General features: G+C 37.6%; 20 protein-coding genes and 1 pseudogene. 5 read left to right on the top strand and 16 right to left on the bottom strand.

Annotation, left to right across the window (positions count from 1 at the left end; translation table 11 throughout):
* Nucleotides 1-807 precede the first annotated feature (807 nt).
* From upp to ON15_RS06170, 5 genes are read right to left on the bottom strand one after another with little or no spacing between them, the layout of a single operon-like run.
* A complete protein-coding gene (upp, locus tag ON15_RS06190; protein WP_010580620.1) occupies nucleotides 808-1,437 on the bottom strand; it encodes a uracil phosphoribosyltransferase in 630 nt (209 codons plus the stop codon).
* A gap of 48 nt (nucleotides 1,438-1,485) precedes the next feature.
* Nucleotides 1,486-2,517 carry an L-threonylcarbamoyladenylate synthase gene (locus tag ON15_RS06185; RefSeq protein WP_010580619.1) on the bottom strand — a complete coding sequence of 344 codons (1,032 nt, stop codon included), beginning with the start codon at nucleotides 2,515-2,517 and terminating at the stop codon, nucleotides 1,486-1,488.
* 3 nt (nucleotides 2,518-2,520) lie between these two features.
* Nucleotides 2,521-3,375: a peptide chain release factor N(5)-glutamine methyltransferase gene (gene prmC, locus ON15_RS06180; protein ID WP_010580618.1), complete on the bottom strand. Its 855-nt coding sequence runs from the start codon at nucleotides 3,373-3,375 to the stop codon at nucleotides 2,521-2,523.
* Nucleotides 3,368-4,450 carry a peptide chain release factor 1 gene (prfA, locus tag ON15_RS06175; protein WP_010580617.1) on the bottom strand — a complete coding sequence of 361 codons (1,083 nt, stop codon included), beginning with the start codon at nucleotides 4,448-4,450 and terminating at the stop codon, nucleotides 3,368-3,370. The genes prmC and prfA overlap by 8 nt, the downstream gene beginning before the upstream one ends.
* Before the next feature lie 20 nt (nucleotides 4,451-4,470).
* Nucleotides 4,471-5,067, bottom strand: coding sequence for a thymidine kinase (locus ON15_RS06170; protein WP_010580616.1), 597 nt, complete (start codon nucleotides 5,065-5,067; stop codon nucleotides 4,471-4,473).
* 163 nt (nucleotides 5,068-5,230) lie between these two features.
* On the opposite strand from ON15_RS06170, the gene ON15_RS06165 reads away from it, so the two are divergent.
* On the top strand, nucleotides 5,231-6,577 hold the full coding sequence (locus ON15_RS06165; RefSeq protein ID WP_010580615.1) for a Mur ligase family protein: 1,347 nt from the start codon (nucleotides 5,231-5,233) through the stop codon (nucleotides 6,575-6,577).
* A gap of 1 nt (nucleotide 6,578) precedes the next feature.
* Entirely contained in the window at nucleotides 6,579-7,283 is a 705-nt protein-coding gene (locus tag ON15_RS06160) for a type 1 glutamine amidotransferase (protein WP_010580614.1), read from the top strand.
* Nucleotides 7,284-7,835: 552 nt separating this feature from the next.
* Here ON15_RS06160 and ON15_RS12290 read toward each other — a convergent pair.
* The 3 genes and pseudogenes from ON15_RS12290 to ON15_RS06150 form a co-directional block, all read right to left on the bottom strand.
* Nucleotides 7,836-8,018 (bottom strand): annotated as a pseudogene (locus ON15_RS12290) (transposase); the annotation flags it as partial.
* A gap of 336 nt (nucleotides 8,019-8,354) precedes the next feature.
* The gene (locus tag ON15_RS06155) at nucleotides 8,355-9,323 is read right to left on the bottom strand and encodes a serine hydrolase domain-containing protein (protein WP_034993794.1); all 969 of its coding nucleotides are present in this window, start codon (nucleotides 9,321-9,323) and stop codon (nucleotides 8,355-8,357) included.
* Between the two features lie 35 nt (nucleotides 9,324-9,358).
* The gene (locus tag ON15_RS06150) at nucleotides 9,359-10,042 is read right to left on the bottom strand and encodes a histidine phosphatase family protein (RefSeq protein WP_235720437.1); all 684 of its coding nucleotides are present in this window, start codon (nucleotides 10,040-10,042) and stop codon (nucleotides 9,359-9,361) included.
* Between the two features lie 96 nt (nucleotides 10,043-10,138).
* On the opposite strand from ON15_RS06150, the gene ON15_RS06145 reads away from it, so the two are divergent.
* Nucleotides 10,139-10,468: a hypothetical protein gene (locus ON15_RS06145; RefSeq protein WP_010580611.1), complete on the top strand. Its 330-nt coding sequence runs from the start codon at nucleotides 10,139-10,141 to the stop codon at nucleotides 10,466-10,468.
* Nucleotides 10,469-10,470: 2 nt separating this feature from the next.
* Here the strand turns inward: ON15_RS06145 and ON15_RS06140 are convergent, their stop codons facing one another.
* The 4 genes from ON15_RS06140 to ON15_RS06125 form a co-directional block, all read right to left on the bottom strand.
* A complete protein-coding gene (locus ON15_RS06140; protein ID WP_026049516.1) occupies nucleotides 10,471-11,655 on the bottom strand; it encodes an MFS transporter in 1,185 nt (394 codons plus the stop codon).
* 141 nt (nucleotides 11,656-11,796) lie between these two features.
* Nucleotides 11,797-12,060 (bottom strand): hypothetical protein, encoded by a 264-nt coding sequence (locus ON15_RS06135; RefSeq protein WP_010580609.1) that lies wholly within the window; start codon nucleotides 12,058-12,060, stop codon nucleotides 11,797-11,799.
* Nucleotides 12,061-12,119: 59 nt separating this feature from the next.
* Complete coding sequence (locus ON15_RS06130) at nucleotides 12,120-12,860, bottom strand: amino acid ABC transporter ATP-binding protein (protein WP_010580608.1); 741 nt, start codon at nucleotides 12,858-12,860, stop codon at nucleotides 12,120-12,122.
* Nucleotides 12,860-14,311 carry an ABC transporter substrate-binding protein/permease gene (locus ON15_RS06125; RefSeq protein WP_010580607.1) on the bottom strand — a complete coding sequence of 484 codons (1,452 nt, stop codon included), beginning with the start codon at nucleotides 14,309-14,311 and terminating at the stop codon, nucleotides 12,860-12,862. The genes ON15_RS06130 and ON15_RS06125 overlap by 1 nt, the downstream gene beginning before the upstream one ends.
* A 324-nt stretch (nucleotides 14,312-14,635) precedes the next feature.
* On the opposite strand from ON15_RS06125, the gene ON15_RS06120 reads away from it, so the two are divergent.
* Nucleotides 14,636-15,340, top strand: a complete 705-nt coding sequence (locus tag ON15_RS06120) for a hypothetical protein (RefSeq protein ID WP_010580606.1) — start codon at nucleotides 14,636-14,638, stop codon at nucleotides 15,338-15,340.
* 58 nt (nucleotides 15,341-15,398) lie between these two features.
* Here ON15_RS06120 and ON15_RS06115 read toward each other — a convergent pair whose 3' ends face one another.
* The 4 genes from ON15_RS06115 to menB all read right to left on the bottom strand — a co-directional run bounded on the left by ON15_RS06115 (nucleotide 15,399) and on the right by menB (nucleotide 18,367).
* On the bottom strand, nucleotides 15,399-15,581 hold the full coding sequence (locus tag ON15_RS06115) for a hypothetical protein (RefSeq protein WP_010580605.1): 183 nt from the start codon (nucleotides 15,579-15,581) through the stop codon (nucleotides 15,399-15,401).
* 150 nt (nucleotides 15,582-15,731) lie between these two features.
* Nucleotides 15,732-15,920, bottom strand: coding sequence for a hypothetical protein (locus ON15_RS06110; protein ID WP_010580604.1), 189 nt, complete (start codon nucleotides 15,918-15,920; stop codon nucleotides 15,732-15,734).
* A 155-nt stretch (nucleotides 15,921-16,075) separates the two neighbouring features.
* The gene (locus ON15_RS06105; protein ID WP_010580603.1) at nucleotides 16,076-17,521 is read right to left on the bottom strand and encodes an o-succinylbenzoate--CoA ligase; all 1,446 of its coding nucleotides are present in this window, start codon (nucleotides 17,519-17,521) and stop codon (nucleotides 16,076-16,078) included.
* A gap of 27 nt (nucleotides 17,522-17,548) precedes the next feature.
* Nucleotides 17,549-18,367, bottom strand: a complete 819-nt coding sequence (menB, locus tag ON15_RS06100; RefSeq protein ID WP_010580602.1) for a 1,4-dihydroxy-2-naphthoyl-CoA synthase — start codon at nucleotides 18,365-18,367, stop codon at nucleotides 17,549-17,551.
* 59 nt (nucleotides 18,368-18,426) lie between these two features.
* On the opposite strand from menB, the gene ON15_RS06095 reads away from it, so the two are divergent.
* Nucleotides 18,427-18,798 carry a PaaI family thioesterase gene (locus ON15_RS06095; protein WP_010580601.1) on the top strand — a complete coding sequence of 124 codons (372 nt, stop codon included), beginning with the start codon at nucleotides 18,427-18,429 and terminating at the stop codon, nucleotides 18,796-18,798.
* The last annotated feature ends 695 nt before the right edge of the window (nucleotides 18,799-19,493 follow it).

Here is a 19,493-nt window from a genome sequence, read left to right as displayed (position 1 = left end):
GGGGAAAGGGATTTTCATTTACACAAACTTCTTGACACTCCCATAAGGATTTGCTTGAGACTTAAGTTTTCAGTTTACAAGCAAATCCTTATTTTTAACCTTTATAAGTATTTAAAAAACCTACAAATTGAGATAGTTAATTCACTTCACCAAAACAATTAAAAATCGAAAAAGCAAATCCCTCTTTCGCAAACTTTACTTGAACTTTGTATTAAGTTCAACTCTAATACTTATATTTCTTTTTCAAGTGGACAAATTTGCTTATCATTAAAAAAGACAAATTTAATGGTCGAAATATAGTTGTGCTTGATGATCAAACAGAAAAACCTTTAAAAATCCTTTGGTATTTATACCAGTTCTAAAACCACTATCTTTATTCATCCACGTATTAAAACATTACTAAACAAAAATGTTTTTGTTTTCTTATAACAGTGGATTTTCACTCCAGAATCACGCAAAATCTTATAACTAATTCGACCTATCATATTAGTTTACTTAAAAGCTAATTAAATTTATCCAAGATTGCGGAGAGGTTTGTCAAAACTGATGATCAATCGCCTGGATCAACTGACAATTCTAATTTTTAACTACCTACCTGAGTAAGATTAATTATTTCAATAATACATCTTAAACACTTCAAGTGATAAGCACCTCCAAAAATAACTGAAGTAAGTTATTTTTGCTTTAAAGCCTAAGATGCTAACAAATGTTTTGCATGTAATTTAGCCAAAACAACACTAAGCCCGTAAATTTCTAAAAAATAGTGGAAATTTACGGGCTTAACATGAACTATGAAAATTTTAATAGTTATTTCGTGCCAAACAAACGGTCACCAGCATCCCCCAAACCAGGAACAATATAACCATTTTCATTCAAATGATCATCTAAAGCAGCTGCAAAAATATCAACATCTGGATGAGCTTGCCGCAATGCTTTAACACCTTCAGGAGCCGCTACTAAACAAACAAATTTAATATTAACTGCTCCGCGTTTCTTTAAAGCATCAACAGCCATAATTGAAGATCCACCAGTCGCCAACATTGGATCAACAATCAAGATTTCACGGCTTGCCAAATCATCGGGCATCTTAACAAAGTATTCAACTGGTTTTAATGTTTTCTCATCACGGTACATTCCAACGTGACCAACTTTTGCCGCCGGGATCAATTCCAAAATCCCGTCGACCATTCCCAACCCAGCTCGCAAAATCGGCACAATTACAACTTTCTTGCCAGCCAAGCGCTTCATTTTAGCTTTGGCAATTGGTGTTTCAATCACACAATCTTCTAATGGCATGTCACGCGAAACTTCATAAGCCATCAATTCGGCAATTTCATTTACGACCTCTCTAAATTCACGAGTTCCGCAGTCTTTATTGCGAATGATTGATAGTTTATGCTGAATCAGTGGATGATCCAAAACTTTAAATTTTCCCAATTTAAGCAACTCCTTTAATTTCTTTTTCTATTTTAACCGACTAACATCCTAATTTCCAGGATTGTTTTTAGTAAAAAAAACATTCCCTGAAGATTTGCGTAAGCGGTTCATATAAGCAGTTCCTAAACCAGTTTCTGGATAGGCAGCGGTTAAGATCCAGTTAACCTTTTGTTGATCATCAAAATTTCTCAAACCAGCAAATAGTCGATGGCTTGCTGTTTGGATAGTTTCACCAAGATCATATGGCAGGCAATTAGCTGGCAAGCCTGTTTTAATAACTGTCGTCGGTGCCATCACTCCAATCTTTTCTGACTGTTCGGCTGCCCATTGCAAAGCTGCCGGCCACAATGCTTCCTTAACCATTAAAACTTGGGCATCAGGTGCATAATGCTTATATTTCATTCCAGGCGCTTTGGGTACCTCTTGAGCTCCAACCTGATGGTGATCAGAAATTACTGGTTCTTGTAAAAAGTTTTCTAGTTCTTCTGCCGTTACTGCCCCTGGTCGCAGAACAGTCGGTACCTTAGTTGAAAGATCAATAATCGTTGATTCAACACCAACCTTTGTTGATCCATCATCGACAATGCCTGCAATACGACCTTCTAAGTCATGAAAAACATGAGCGGCAGTTGTCGGACTCGGTTTGCCGGATGAATTAGCCGAGGGGCCAACGATTGGTACGCCAGCTAGTTCGATTAGTTTACGAGTAACCGTATTGGCTGGCATTCTAAATGCGGCTGTTTTTAAGCCGCCTGTTACTGCCTTTGGTAACGACTCTGGCTTAATTTTGAAAATCAAAGTCAACGGGCCTGGCCAAAAATGTTTAATCAGTTTGTGAGCTGCTGGACTTATTTCAATTGCGTACTTTTCAACCATTTTCACCGATGAAACCGTCACAATCAAAGGATTATCTGATGGGCGACCTTTAGCCAGATAGACACGCTTAACAGCTTGTTCATTAGTTGCATCTGCTCCTAAGCCATAAACCGTTTCGGTTGGAAAAGCAATTAACTCACCTTTTTTTAATTCATCAGCAGCTTGGTCGACTTGATCAGGCTGATAAATCTTTGTTATTACCACTTTTTATTCCTCCATATAAACTACGCGCACCATCCGGTTTTTACCGGCAATATCTTTTTTTATAGTGACTTTAACTTGCGCCGAATTTTTAAAAAAAATCTCCTTGACATAAGCTGCCTGCTGAAAGCCAATTTCTAAATATAAACGGCCAGCTGGGCGTAAATATTTTTGAACTTGTTGGGCCAATCGCCGATAAAAGTATAAGCCATTTTCAGCAGCAAATAAAGCCTGCTGCGGTTCGTGTTCTAGAACGCTTTTGTCCATCAATTTCTTTTCATTAACTGCAATATAAGGTGGATTAGAAACAATTAAGTCAAACTTACCCGCCAACGGTGTCAATAAATCTCCTTGGCAGCAAGTAACGTCTGCATGCAGCTTAGCAGCATTTTTTTGGGCCACTTTTAAAGCTGCGGCCGAAATATCACTCAAAACAACTTGCCAATTTGGGTGCGCCATTTTCAAGGAAATTCCAATAGCTCCACTGCCAGTTCCAATATCTGCAATTCTTAATGCCGCCGGTTGAACCGCTGTATCAGCTAAAACCCATTCAACCAATTCTTCAGTTTCTGGGCGCGGGATCAGGACTGCTGGATCAACATAAAATTCATGGCCAAAAAAATCTGCTCGTTGTAGTAAGTACTGCACTGGCCAACCAGCTAAGTACTGGTTAGTCAACTTGATGAGCTGATTTTTAGTTTTAGTTGGTAATGGTTGCCGCAGATTACGTAATAATTCGATTCGACTCCAACCAGTAATTCCCAAAAGTAAACTTTCGACTGCTGCTAATTCACCGTCAGCAACTTGAACTTGCCTTTTCAACTGCCGCAACAACTGAGCTAGTATCAGTGGCTTATCCATTCTCTAAATTCTCCAACTGTTTAGTTTGATCGTATAAAATCAAAGCATCAATGACTTCTTCTAATTCACCGTTCATGATTCGATCAAGTTTATTAAGTGTCAAACCAATTCGATGATCTGTCACGCGATTTTGTGGATAATTATAGGTTCGAATTCGTTCTGAACGGTCACCTGTTCCAACTGCCGACTTACGATTTTGATCATATTCTTTTTGTTCACGTGATGCATAGTAATCATAGACCCGAGCTTTTAAAATCTGCATAGCTTTTTCTCGATTTTGCTGTTGTGAACGCTGATCCTGCATTGAAACTACAATTCCCGTTGGCAGATGTGTCATTCTGACAGCTGAAGAAGTTTTATTGATATGTTGTCCACCAGCGCCTGATGAACGAAAAACATCAACTCGAATGTCTTTTGGATCAAGTTCAATTTCAACATCCTCTTCTTCTGGCATGACGACAACAGTTGCGGTTGATGTATGAACTCGGCCTGCCGATTCAGTAACTGGCACCCGCTGAACGCGGTGAGCGCCACTTTCATATTTAAGCTTAGAATAGACGCTCTTACCATTGATGACTAGAGCAATTTCCTTGAAGCCGCCAACTTCGGTCACATTTTTATCAACAACTTGAATCTTCCAGCCTTGTTTTTCAGCATATTTCGAATACATATTGAACAAATCAGCTGCAAACAGACTTGCTTCATCCCCGCCAGCTGCTCCGCGAATCTCCATGATAATATTCTTTTCATCATTCGGATCTTTGGGCAACAGCAGCAATTTGATTTTTTCTTCCAACCGCACACGCTTTTCTTTAGCAGTATTCAATTCATCTTTAACCATTGCCGCCATTTCATCATCTAATTTTTCATTCAGCATTTCCTGGTCATCAGCAATTGTCTGGCTAACTTTTTTATATTCACGATACTTTTCAACAGTTTCACGCAAATCAGCCATTTCTTTTGATAATTTGGTGAATTTAGGTGTATCGGCAATCACTTCTGGATCGGAAAGCAATTCACCTAATTCTTCATAACGATCTTCAAGTGTTTGCAGCCGTTTAAATAAATCATTCATTCTAACTTATTTCCTCCATATTAATTCGTTTTTAACGACATTGCTTTAGGCGGATGTAAATAATGATGCCGACAAACGGGATAGTAGCTCTCATTTCCGCCGATTTTGATTTGAGCACCGCTATAAACCGGCTGACCATTGTCGATCCGTAAATTCATGATTGCTTTTTTGCCGCAAAACCAACAAATCGTTTTCATCTCCTCAATTTTATCCGCATAAAGTAATAAATACTTTGACCCTTCAAATAATTCATTACGAAAATCATTTTTCAAGCCAAAAGTCATTACCGGAATCTTCAATTCATCAACAATTCGTGCCAATTCCTCGACATGATGCCTTTTTAAAAATTGTGCTTCATCGATCAAAACACAAGCCAGATCATGTTTTTGCTGATCATCTTTAATAATCTTAAAGAGATTGGTTTGATCAAAAATTGGCAGTGCTGAACGTTTTAACCCAATTCGACTAGCAATCTCACCCACTTGAGTTCGATTATCAATGGCACTCGTTAACAAAACCACTCGTTTATGCTGCTCTTCATAATTATGAGCTACTTTTAAAATTTCAATACTTTTACCGCTATTCATTGTTCCATAGCGAAAAAATAATTGTGCCACATTAAACAACTCCAAAAAATAGACTTTCTTATTTAGTATAAATGATTTCAAAAAAAATTTCACTAGCAACAATTGTTAGCATCTTGCACGGCAGAATTTAAATTTGTGGTATGATACAAAAGGTATCTTAACTAGTTAAGCAAATTGAATTGGAGGAACAGTTATGTCACTAAAAAGTGCAGTGGCGATCACAGCCGGAAAAAGTGCTCATTGGTTTTTAAAAACTTTTTTGCATGGGGGCACTGCTCTACCGGGAAAACTGACTCTGGCAATTGACCCAGATGTCTTGAAAACTCTGGGTGCTAATTATGAAACAGTCATTATCACTGGAACTAATGGGAAAACCTTAACGACCGCCTTGACCGTTAAAACTTTGCGGACCAAGTATTCCGTTTTAACCAATCCGAGTGGTTCCAACATGAAACAAGGGATCGTAACAGCTTTTTTGACTACTCAAAAAACCAAGAGTGGTAAAAATTTGGCGATCCTCGAAACTGATGAAGCTAACGTTGAAACCGTTACGCGTTATTTGCATCCCAAGGTTTTCGTTTTAACTAATATTTTCCGTGATCAAATGGATCGTTACGGAGAAATTTATACAACTTATGAAAAAATCCTAAAGGGCATTCGGCTTGAACCAACAGCAACGATCATTGCCAATGGCGATGCACCAATCTTCAATAGTCAACCATTGCCTAATCCAACAATTTATTATGGAATCGACCAGAACAATGACCAACTGCTGCAGGCTGCACCGAATACCGATGGCCTACTTTGTCCAAAATGTCAGCATATTTTACGCTACCATCAATTATCCTATAGCAACCTTGGTAAGTACTTCTGTCCAAACTGTGATTTCAAGCGGCCGGTTTTAACCCATCAGGTTGAAAAAATTATTCATCAAACGCCTACTAGTTCGGCGCTGATAATTGACCACCAACCGTTAACTTTACAGATCGGCGGGACCTATAATATTTATAATGCCTTAGCAGCTTTTAGTGTTGCCCGCTTTTTTGGAATCTCAGCAGCTAAAATTGCGGAAGTCTTTAATCGTAATGATGAAAAAGTCTTTGGTCGCCAAGAAGTCATCTCCATTCAAGATAAGCAGGCAACGTTAATTTTAGTCAAAAATCCAGTTGGCTTGGATCAAGTGCTGGAAATGATCAAAACTGATCCAGACCAATTTTCGTTAGCAGTTTTATTAAATGCTAATTATGCTGACGGAATCGATACCAGTTGGATCTGGGATGGCGGCTTTGAAAAACTGCCCTTCGAACATATTCCAGCCGTTTTAACTGGTGGGGAACGTTGGCGTGATATTACTTTTCGTTTGCGAGTCGCTGGAGCAGACCAAACAAATTTCCAGCAAGCACCGGCATTAACTAAAGTTGTTGAGCAGCTTAAACAGCTGCCCACCAAAAAAGTCTATATTCTTGCAACTTATACTGCTATGCTGCAGCTAAGAAAACTTTTAGCTGAACAAGGATTCATTAAAGAAGGGATGGAATAGCATGAAATATGAATTGCGGATTGCACATTTATACGGTGATTTATTAAACACTTACGGCGATATTGGCAATATACTGGTCTTAAATTACTATGCCAAGCAAATGGATACCCAAATTAAAGTCAAAATTGTTAGCCTGAATGATCCCTTTGACCCCAATGATTTTGATTTAGTCTTTTTTGGCGGCGGTCAAGATTATGAACAACTGATTGTTTCGCGTGATATTCAGCGTAAGAAAAAAAGCTTAACCGACTTTATTAATGCTGGCGGTCCGGTTTTAGCAATTTGCGGCGGCTATCAATTATTAGGCAAGTATTATATTGGTGCCAAAGGTGAAAAGATTGCTGGCATCAGTGCTTTGCCGCATTATACTAAAAGTCAGGTCAATCATCGCTTTATTGGCAATATTGAAATTGAAAATGAGGAAACTGGTCAAAAGTACCACGGTTTTGAAAACCACAATGGTCTAACTTATCTTGGACCAGGTGAACGGCCATTAGGAAGAGTCTTGAGTGGTCACGGGAATAATGGTGCAGATCAATCTGAGGGAGCTATTTATAAAAATACTTTCTGTTCATACTTTCACGGCCCAATTCTTGCCCGCAATGGTGAATTAGCTAAACGATTGCTGTTAATTGCCTTAAAACGGCGTTATCCGACGGCTGATTTAAAACAGCCAGCCGAATTAAAAATTAAACCAACTTATTAAAAAATAACTAGTCTGACTTAGCTGCTAAAAAGATTCGGTTCCATAAATCTTGGTACTGATAGAAATATTTTCTGTCAGTACCAATTTTGTTTTATGCTATCAGCTAAAAAAGATGCAACCTCAACTTCATCTTCAAAATAAACGCGCTTTTCAACGAATATAGAAAAAATATTCATTAAAAAGTAGCAAGCTTTCGAGTTTTTGCAAAATACATATATTTTAGTATAAAGTGAAATATATGGAAAAGGCTATTAAAATTTTATATTTGTGGTTAGTCGTTAGCCTGATTTTATTTTTCATATTTAGGCTTGTAACAGATCTTAAAGCTACACTGTTATTGACCTTTGCCATATTGGTTAGAATTTTTGTTAAAACACACCTTTTTGATAAGTAATTAAAATACTGATTATAGTGATCATTGCTCACAATGATGCATGGCCGTTTTTTTCTTGGTTTCAGTTTCCTTAACTAAATCCGAAGTAAGATTCTTTTTCAAGTAATAGCGATAAATTAAATTGCTTAAGCTGCAATTTAATCAGTATAGCTGAATTATTAAGCTGTCTGTTCTGCGGGATAGATGGCTTTTTTGATGTAGTAATGATAGTTTAGACTGACATAACTGTTTTTTTAAGCTGTCAGAGTTTTTAAACAAAAGTTCTCAAAATTTCTAAATCCAGACGCAATTCTTTTAATAACTTTGATTTTATTATTGGTACCTTCTACCGATCCATTTGAAGTAAGCATCTAATAACCGACCGTCGATATACATTTCTGCGGCAAAGCCACCTCATCAATAATGAATGGTAAGATGCTTCTATACTGATAAACCTGATGCTGTTCAAATCAAAATAGCTGCGCAGACTTGGGCTCTTCCGAAAGACTTGCAAATTGCTATGCAAAAATTCAGAGTGTTTATCTTATCTGCAGTAAAATAAAGCAGCCCCTCTTTAGAGAACTTCATAACTCCACCACTACCAGTTAATACACAAAATTTATATTCCACTAGTGCTGATGATTTCGACCGCATTTCAAGTATATTAAAAACTCAAACGGCCATCCAAGTTTAATTGATTATTTTTCAGTAAGATAAGTTGCGATGATTTTATCTCGCCAGGTTAGAAAATCCTGGTTGTGTTCCTTGGGATGAACCCGATTAGTCAAGCCAATCAAGGAACTTTGCGAATTGCGATCTAAAAGCATAAAAGTTCCCGTATAGCCAGTATGATAAATACATGCCTGACCAGTCCGATCATAGCGTAAATCCCAACCTAAAGACCGACCAGCAGTATGGGTCGGCGTCTGATCGGAAAATAGCTGATCTCGCAACCGTTCAGAAAATAACGATGGCGACAAGCGGTCAGCTAACAGCCATTTTGCAAATTTGACTAAATCAGCTAACGGAGCAAACAAACCAGCCGAACCACAATGTTCTTTTAAAATTCGCGCTTTAGGATCATGAACAATCCCCTGTAATAATCCTTGCTGGGGCGAGTAAGTTGTTGGTACGCAATCAGCTGCTGGCGGAGAAAAAGTACTATGATCCATTTTTAAAGGCTTTAAAACTTCAGCAGTAATCACTTGTTGGACTGGTTTTTTAAACAACTGCTCAATGATCTCACCTAAAAAAATCATTCCTAAATCAGAATATTCAACCCGCTGGCCCAGCCAGTCGCCGGTGTGAAGGGTATATAAAGCCGCCATTAACTTTTTAGCTGGTAGTTGATTACGATGAGGAATATAGCCAGTAATTGCTGCGGTATGAGTCAATAATTCGCGAATCGTGACCCGGGGATCATAAAATTGCGGCAAATATTTTTTGACCGAATCAGCTAAAGCAAGTTGCCCAGTCGAGATTAATTTTAAAATTACTGTTGTCGTTCCAATAACTTTCGTCAAAGAAGCTAAGTCATATAATTGATTTGGTTTAAGTGGTTTTTTTTCAGGGACTAGTTGGCTAGCTCCCAAAACTTCAGTCTCAACAACTTGATTCTTTTCCAAAATTGCATATGAAAGACCTGGAACGATTTGATCCGTCACCATTTGTCGCAATAGTGCGACTGTCTGTGAGTCTAAACTCACGATTTTCGACTTCCCTTCTGAGCTTTAACTGCCGTTTTTAGAACAAATTTTTCACCAGTATAATCAACTCGGCAAACTTGGACATTTTTTAATAACATGCGCGGAACTTTTCCATTTAAGCTTTCGATAAAAACTGATAGAATCATGGCATGGGTCACGACCAAAATATTGCTTTCAGGTTGTCTGGAATTATATTTATGGCCAATATATCTTAAAGTCTGTGTCATCCGATTAACCAACTGCCGAGCACTTTCAATCTGTGAGCTATGATCAACTTGCTGGAATAAATCGGTCAACCGGCTGGCATGGTGTGGTTGATAAAAAGCTCGCCAAATATTCAGCAAGCCCAGCAAACGAATAATTTCCGGCAAAACTTGCCGATTTTTTCCTTCTTCAAACCGGCCAAAACTCAGCTCACGCAAGCCTGGATCACGATAAATCGGTACATTGGACTGATTATTTTCTTTTAAAATTAATTTGGCTGTTGTGTAGGTACGATCTAAATCACTGGCGTAAGCAGCCACAAAATTGATTTCTTTTAAGTTTTTTCCAACTTTAACTGCCGCGGCTTTTCCCTTTTTAGTTAATGGTGAATCTGTAATTCCCTGTAAACGATGATAACGATTCAGTTTAGTTTGTCCATGCCGGACCAGATAAAAATGAACTGTCAATTCAATCACCCCATTAACTAATTCTTAAAATTACTAGATGGTTCAATTATAACAGATTTATTGTTACAATTAAGAAAAAGACAAGATAAAAGAGGATTGAGCACATTGGCAAGTAATTCTGATTCAATTTTTTATTTATTATCACACCTAAAACGGCATCCCCAAGCGGCCAGTTATTTGCCGGTCCATGAAAATAACATTGTCCGTTTAAAAGTTGATGCTAAAACCAAAGTTGCAGATGCTGATATTTATTTCCCAACTAATCATTTAATGGTTAATCGGCTAACTGATAACTTTGTGGCGCAACACGGTGAACTTTTAGATTATTATCAAAAATTCACTAAGATGCAAAAGCCGCATTATACTGATGTTTGGGTAACAACAACCTTTATTCAGCCCGCAAATTATTATTTTATTGAGCTTTCATATGAGTAAATTTATTTGAAACGCACAGATTTCAATAAGATCAAGTTTAGTAATAAAAAACTAGCTGTGAAGAGAAAAACTGCCTGATAACTAAAGGCACTAGAAATCACTGAGCCTAAAAGTGGCCCTAAAACTCCACCAACGGCTTGTGAAGATTGATTGTAACTGAAAATTCGACCGAAAGCTTCTTGCGGAACATCTACGGTCAAAACCGTTTGGACAGCCGGCAGCATCGCCGCACTGGAAAGCCCTAATAAGAAACGCAAAATTCCTAACTGCCAAGTGGTCTGCACAAAATACATTGGTACAAATACAATCATGCTAATTATTAAACCACTCAGCAAAACTTTTTGAGCTCCAATTTCATCCATTAAATGTCCGACCCTTGAAGCAACTAACAAGGTACCAAAGCCTGGCATCGCTGCAATGATTCCACTCACTAAAGAAACATTTCCTTGGTGATGCATCAACTGACGGACTAATAAACTAATAATTGGTGAAATTGACATTAGTGATGATTGAACCAAAAGTGTCGTCAAAAACATGACCACAATTAATTTCTTATTCGTTAACCGATGAAAGATCTCTTTCATCGGTTTTAATTTTTTAGCTGGTATGGGAACGAAATGTTCTTTAACAAATAAAAAAGTCAAGCCAAAGACGATTCCCATCAATAGACCAGTAATAAAAAACGGCATGCGATAGCCCCACGCGCCGGCCATCACTCCACCGAATAATGGACCAAGCAAGGTTCCAGTCACACTAGCTGTCATCAAGTTCCCCATGATTTGTCCGCTATGCTGATGTGGCGTTTCTCCTGCCATCAGCGCGGTCGCATTATTGATATAACCAGAAAAAACTCCTTGCAAAAAACGTAAAATGATAATTGTTAAAACATTTTGCGCTAAGCCGGTGAAGAAAATTGTCAACGCCATTACACCAGATGCTCGTAAGCACATTAACTTTCGCCCACGTAAATCGGCTAATTTCCCCCAATAAGGTGAAACAATTGCCTGCGACAAAAAAGTAATCGCAAAAGCTAATCCGGAATAAGTATTTAATTGCCAATTATTAAATTTTCCCAGTGAATCTATGTAAAGTGAAATAAAGGGCATCGTCATCGAATATCCTAAAGAAGTGATAAAACACCCAAACCATAAAATAAAAAAGCTTTGCCGCCACTGACGGCTATGCATCAAATCTGTTTCTGCCAATCAATTACCCTCCCACAATTAATTAGTTGCAGTCAAATTAATCATACCATTAAAATTTGCTTTGATCCAAAAAAGCTAGGACAAATTAACAACTTGTCCTAGCTTTCAGCTTTTCAAGAATTCTTAATCATCTAAATCTCGTTCAATATTTAAACCATAAAGTTTGCTGACTGGTTTATTTTTATCAATTGGATGCACAACGAGAATTGTTGTTGCACCCTTGCTGCTGACATAACCGGCAAATTCAGCCACCTCTTCAACTTGATAAGCTAAACCGTCGGAATTATAAATGTATTGACCTGCGACCGGCATACTTTCAAAATAAACCTTATTCATCCGATAATACTCGTTTTCCCCATCATGCATTACAAGCAGAACTTTAAACAACAAAATCACCCTCCGTTAGCTTGAATCGTGCCTGCAACCAGCCGATCAGAGGTCAGAACTTAAACATTGATAACTTTATCAAGAAAGGCTTTCGTCCGAACATTTTGTGGATGATCAAAAACCTGCTCTGGTTGGCCTTCCTCAACAACTTTACCATCAGCCATGAAGACGACCCGATCGGCAACTTCTTTGGCAAAGCCCATTTCATGAGTGACAACAACCATTGTCATTCCTTCCTTGGCAAGTTTTTTCATAACTTCCAAAACATCCCCGACCATCTCTGGATCAAGTGCTGAAGTGGGTTCGTCAAATAACATTATATCAGGTTTCATCGCTAATGCACGAGCGATTGCAACCCGCTGTTTTTGTCCACCAGACAAAGACTGCGGCATAGCTGAAAACTTATCTTCTAATCCAACCGCTTTAAGCAGCTTTTTACCTTGTTGAGCGGCCTCTTCTTTCGATAATTTACCCAATTCGACCGGAGCCAACTCGATATTTTCTCCAACGGTCAAATTGTTAAACAAATTAAAATGCTGAAAAACCATGCCAATATTCTGTCGGGCTAAATCAATGTCCGTTTTCGGATCACTGATATCACGTCCATCAATAATGATTTTACCTGAGGTTGGGCTTTCCAAACGGTTCAAGCAGCGTAATAAGGTACTTTTGCCAGAGCCGGAAGGGCCAATCAAAACAACCACTTCATTGTCAGCAACTTTAAAGTTAACTCCCTTTAAAACATGATTGTCACCAAAATTCTTTTTTAAATTAGTCACATCTACTTTTAAATTAGTCATCAATCATTAATCCTCCGTTCTATCCATTTCGATAACAAGGTCAAAATCGTAATGATCACTAAATAAATTACGGCAATGATCGTCCAGACACGGAAGCCTTGCAAATTCCGAGCAATAATAATTTTACCGGTTTGAGTCAGCTCAAGGATTCCAATAATTGATAAGATCGACGTATCTTTTAAAGTAATAATGAACTGATTAATAAATGAAGGAATCATAATTTTAATTCCCTGCGGCAAAACCACCTTGCGCATTGCTTTACCAAAAGAAAGTCCCAAACTACGGGCGGCTTCCATTTGTCCACTATCAACCGCATCAATTCCACCTTTAACAAAGGCTGCTGTATAGGCTCCCTCGTTCAGCGTCAAAGTTATAATTCCGGCAACAAAGGCTGGAATTTTAGATCCGGTCAAACTTGGAACCCCATTGTAAATAAATAATGCCAAGACCAATAATGGCAGTCCACGGAAAATGTAGATAATCGTTGTTGAAAGTCCCTGTGAGAATTTATTAGGAATGACGCCCAATAAGCCAACTAAAATTCCAAAAATCGTAGCGCAAATGATTGAAACCACCGTCAATTTAATAGTTTCGAGCAGACCAGTTAAAATTGCTTGATAATTCTCCTTAATCAAACCGGCAAAAGTATTGCTGGCATCATCCTTTTTCTCATTTGCCTTTTTCTTGGCTGAAGTTGCTGATTGGCCAGTGTACTTTTTAATGATCTGTTCATATTTACCATTTTTCTTAAGCTTGGCCAAACCGGCATTGAACATCTTCATTAACTTTTGATTATGACCTCTTTTGACAGCAAAACCATATTTGCCAATATCAGCTGGCTTAGTAACGATCTTTAGACCTAGGCCAGTTCGAACCCCATAGTTCAAAACTGCACTATCATCAAAACAAGCTGCTGAGTTGCCAGTTTTAACGTCGTTATACATATTGTCTGAATCATCAAAGGTCACTGTCTTAAAACCATACTTTTTCTTTAACGAATTAGCATAGGTGGCACCCTGCGTTCCAGTTTTAACAGCAACTCGCTTACCTTTTAAATCTTTCAAGCTTTTAATGTTGCTTTTAGGTGCAACCGCCATGACGATACCTGATTCGTAGTAAGGAGTCGAAAACTGAAAGGTCTTTTCTCTTTCTTTAGTTATTGTCATACCAGAAATAATTCCATCAAATTGACCAGAACTAACTCCCTGGACAGCAGCATTAAAGCCAACTGGTTTGATTTTGATTTTAAATCCTTCTGTTTTGGCAATCGTCCGAATCAGTTCCATATCGATTCCCACATATTTGTTGTGAGAATTAGCATAAACAAATGGTGGAAAAGTCACATCCGTCCCAATTGTATAAGTTTTTGCTTGAACTTGTGATTGTTTGCCAACTAAAACAGCAAAAAAAGCTGCGAACAACAAACAAAGTGCTACAAAGTGTTTCTTCATTTTTCCCCCACCTTTTACTATAATGTTAAAATTATATCATAGATTTGTAATTATTTATTAAGTGAAGGAACTGATAGCGCTTAAATCAATCCAATTAGTTTTTTTTAAAAGAAATATCCATTACTTACTTTATTTTCAAAAGTTAATTCTACATAACCAGGCTTGAAATGTTAATTTGATGATGATAATTTTATACCTCTTTCTAGAGCTTTGATGTTATAATCAAAAAGTAAATTACCTTTTAGTCTCAGATAAAATTTACTAACAATGATCATCTAATCAAGTGACCAATTACTGATTCAAATTAGAACGGAGTGATTTGTTTTGATAAATGGATCTGACTTTCAACGTAAAAATGTGCCTAATTTAACCTCAAAATTGCGTTCAGATATTGTAACAGCTCCAACCACTATTCGTAATGCTTCAGGAATCAATCTTTTCGGCAAGCGCATTAAAAGTATTATTTATACCATGGACGTTGCAGTTATTGCAAATTGCAATGCTGATGCTGTTCTAGCTGTTTATCCTTGGACGCCAAACACTAAAATTCTTAATGCAATTGCAACTGTTTCAAATGTTCCAATTTTAGCTGGAATTGGTGGAGGCCTAACAAAGGGCTTGCGCTCAGCAACTGTTGGCTTTTTTGCTGAAGAAAATGGTGCCCAAGCAGTTGTTTTAAATGCTCCAACAACGCTTGACACGATCAATAGTGTTAAACGTGTTGTTGACGTGCCAATTATTTATACGGTTGTCAATCAAAGTGTTGATTTGCAGGAACGAATTCAGGCTGGCGTAAAAGCATTCAATGTTGCAGGAGGGAAGCAAACTGCACAATTAGTTAGTTGGGTTCGGCAACAGATCGAACCTTTTACTCCTAACTTTCCAATTATTGCTTCTGGTGGTAAAACAGCTGTTAGCATTCAGCAAACAATTGATGCTGGTGCAAATGCAATCACCTTTACCGCTTACGGGGTGACTGAAGCAGTTTTTCAAAAGAAAATGGAGCTTTATCGTCAGCAAAACAATTAAAAAGGTTCGTTGGACTGGTTTTACCTGTTCAACGAACCTTTTATCTTTACCTAGCTATTTAATTTTGTTGAAAGAACCGACTTCCACCTACCAATAAGAAAAGGCTTAACCATAACCACCACAAGCCAAACAAAAGTTTAAAGCCAATCACAATCAAAACTAGCGGAATTAAAAATCCTAAAAAGCCTTTAAACAACTTCCAGCTTAGCCAAACTAAAAGTAAAACTATTAATAAGATCATTAATCGATCCTCCTTTATACCTGAATTTTACCATAAAAGCTTTTCAATGCTCCTTAACTTTTTGCTAAAAAAAAGCTGGGAAAATTCCCAACCTAATTTAAAGAATATAGAATTACCATGCTCATTCAATTGCCCTGCAATAATTAGCTGTTAAACACCCTCCGCAGCTATCGGATGTAAGCTCTTGATCTGACCAGCAGCGACTAAATGACCAGCAATCATCAAATAGCCATTAGTAATCATCAATTGATTCAAGCTTGCAAAAACTTCGGTAAAACTCCCATCAAAAGTTTGTTTAAGCTTTCTGCCACTAATTAATTCGACTTCAATTCTTGTCATTTAATCACCTTGCTTTAATCTTTTTCTAATATTTATTATACTACTTTCATTTAGCTTAGCTTAAAAACTGCTCTAATTGCGTAGAAACTTATTTTTAAGCAGCGTTTCAATTCAATAAACAAACTTTTTCTTTCAATTACTTTGCATCCAGAGATTTAACAACTTTTTAATTTCTCAAAAGCTTTAAATAAAGCCGGTCGAATTATTTTTTGACTAGCTGTTTTTGGCATTTGATCTAGCTGATAAAAATAATGTGGAACTTTATAATGAGCTAACTGTTGATAGCCATAAGCTTTCAACAACTTGGAATTGAGCCGTTTGTTAGCAGTAAAAAAAGCACAGGGAACTTGACCCCACTGTGGATCTGGAACACCAATGACCGCAAACTCTGTAATTGAACCATAGTTTTGATAAACCTTTTCAATTTCTTGCGGAAAAATATTTTCTCCGCCGGAAATGATCATCTCATTTTTTCGCCCTTTGACATATAGATAGCCAGCCTGATCGAAATAACCAATATCTCCAGTCTTAAACCAACCATCCGCAGTCATTTGCCGCTGAAAGCTGCCTGGATCGTCTAAATAAGTAGTGACAATATTTGGACCCTTAAGCTGAATTTCAGCGTCTGGTTGACTAAGCCGTAACTGCATTGGAAATAGCGGCTGACCAACTGAGCCAATATGCTGCGGAGCATCTGCAAAGCTTAAAGCCACCACTTGCGAACAGGTTTCCGTCATTCCATAAGACTGAACTACTGGTAACTTTAACTGACGGCATTGATTAAGGGTTGCTAAATCAATTGGTCCACCTCCCAGTAAAAAGCCCCGAAACCTTGCCTGATAACCAGTTGCAGGAAATTCCCTTAACAATTGTTGCAGCATCTGTGGCACAACCGACATTAGAGTAACGGGACGAGTTTGGAGAGCTTTATTAACCATCACTGTTGAAAAATGTGGTAATAACAGCACACCCATTCCATAAATTAAACTGCGCATCATAATTGATAAACCACTGATATGAAATAACGGCAAAGCGCATAGCCATAATTCCGCTGGATCTAAACCAAGATTGAATGCTGAACCAATGGCAGAATAAAAATGATTGCCAAAGGTTTGGACTACTCCCCGTGGTTGACCGGTTGTTCCTGAAGTATACATAATTGATGCAACCTCGTTCAAAGCAAACTCTTTTTTTAAGGTTACCTTAGGAGCAGCCACCTTGAAAAGCTGATTTAGCTTGAGAGTTGTAATTTTCAAAAGCTTGGTTGCAGACCAGTTCAGCTGTAAATCATCATCAATCAATAATAACTTGACTTTAGCTAATTTTACCTGTTGGGAAATTTCTGACCAACTTAACCGATAATTTAAAAGAACTGGCAAAGCGCCAATTTGCTGTAAAGCTAAAATGACAAAATAACTATTAACTGTATTACTGGGCAAAACAGCAATCCGATCATTTTTTTCAATCTTTAATGCAACTAGCCCACTAGCAGCTTGGCGTACTTTGTTGAACAGTTCTTTAAAATTGAAATGTTGTTCTTGATATATCAAAGCTAGTTTATCTGGCTTAGTTGTTGCTTGTTTAATCAACCAATTTTGCATTTTGTTCTTCCTTTTAAGCTGAAAATTCTAGGGAAATTTTGGAAACTTGTCAAAATTTGGCTTACGTTTTTGATTGAAAGCATCGCGACCTTCTTTAGCTTCATCTGACGTATAATAAAGCATAGTGGCATCTCCAGCAAATTGCTGCAAACCAGCTAAGCCATCGGTATCAGCATTCATTGCCGCTTTTAAAAAGCGTAAAGCCATTGGTGATTTTGTCAGTAACTCATCACACCACTTAAGAGTTTCTTTTTCAACATCTGCTAACGGAACCACCCTATTGATCCAATTCATTTGAAAAGCTTCCTGTGCAGTATATGAGTGATTCAAAAACCAAACTTCCTTTGCTCGCTTATGGCCAATTACCCGGGCTAAATAACCGGAACCATATCCACCATCAAAGCTGCCAACTTTTGGACCAGTTTGCATGAATTTAGCATTATCAGCTGCAATTGTCAGATCACAGACTAACTGCAAAACATTGCCGCCGCCAACTGACCAACCTTTGACCATTGCAATTACTGGCTTAGGAATAATGCGAATCAGATGTTGTAAATCTAAAACATTCAAACGGGGGATCTTATCTGAACCAACGTACCCTCCATTTCCGCGGACAGATTGATCACCGCCAGAACAGAAAGCTAAATCACCAGCTCCAGTTAAAATAATGACTCCAACCGAGCTATCATCACGACAAATCATAAAAGCATCAATCATTTCATTAACTGTTAACGGTGTAAAGGCATTGCGTTTTTCAGGTCGATTAATCGTAATTTTAGCTATTTTACCAATTCTTTCAAAAATAATTTCTTGATAATCTTTGACCTTTTGCCAATTTTTTCGCATTTATTTAATTCATCCTTTCTGCTATCATACATAATATCAAATGAAATGGAGACTTAACTATGAATTTGTTAACTAACTTAGGAATCAAGATCGTTAAAAAATCTAGTGAAAAAACTGTCGTTTCACTGTTAGTTAGTGATAAATTGAAACAACCATTTGGCTATTTGCACGGCGGAATCAATGCGGTTTTAGCAGAAACTGCCGCCAGCCTGGCAGCTAATCAGTTAGCCAATCAAAAGCAGATTGCCATCGGTGTTTCAATCGATACTCATCACTTAAGAGCAGTTACTAACGGTGTCCTAATTGCTGAAGCCATTCCTTTGCAGTTAGGAAGATCTCTCCAAACCTGGTCAGTTAAAACCTTTCTAAAAAATGATGAAGCACTAACCAGCTACAGCACCGTGACTACTAAACTAATTAATAAAAAGTAAGTATCACACAACACTTTATTTTAACACAGAACTGAAATCAGTGTTGGTTAGAAGTTGGTTATCAGTGACTAAGCGAAACTTCGCGATTTCAGATAATAAATTTTAAGACACACTTTTAGGCCTCAGTTTTGGAACTGGATAACGGACTTTTTCAATCAAATCATTAGCCGCTGCACTAATTGTTGCTGGTCACGCTCAGTAAGCAGGTTATTAGAAATTTGCAAATTAGTTTTTGATTGGCAACTGACATTTCCGCCACTCCAACATTACAGCCCATTAGTTAATTAGCTAATTTCTCCTCCTTTTTCCTTAGGAGCGTTCGTTCATGCTCTTGCATCTTCCTCGTCGAGAATAAAGATAATTTGCACTACGAGGCTAAATTAAACTAGTGACTAACTTGACTTTTTAAAATAGTCAAAAATATCGGCAATTCCAGTTCTAAAAGCATTCTTTAAATTTGCGACTTTAAACTCAACAAAACTTGCTTGACTAGACGGAATTGTCAAGCTCACTTCTGGGGCCTCATTTTTTCCAATTTTTAAGTGAAATGGTTGTCAGCATAGTCATGATTATTGCAATTGTCAGTGACCAATAACCAATAGCGCCTAAATTATCATTATTACATCAAAAAAGCGGGTCTATACTTTCTGATATTGGTGGAACATAAAATCCAATATCAGTTTTTTTATTTTATC

It is taken from the genome of Liquorilactobacillus vini DSM 20605 (assembly GCF_000255495.1).
Lineage (GTDB): Bacteria > Bacillota > Bacilli > Lactobacillales > Lactobacillaceae > Liquorilactobacillus > Liquorilactobacillus vini.
This window is presented reverse-complemented; position numbering and strand designations above follow the sequence as displayed.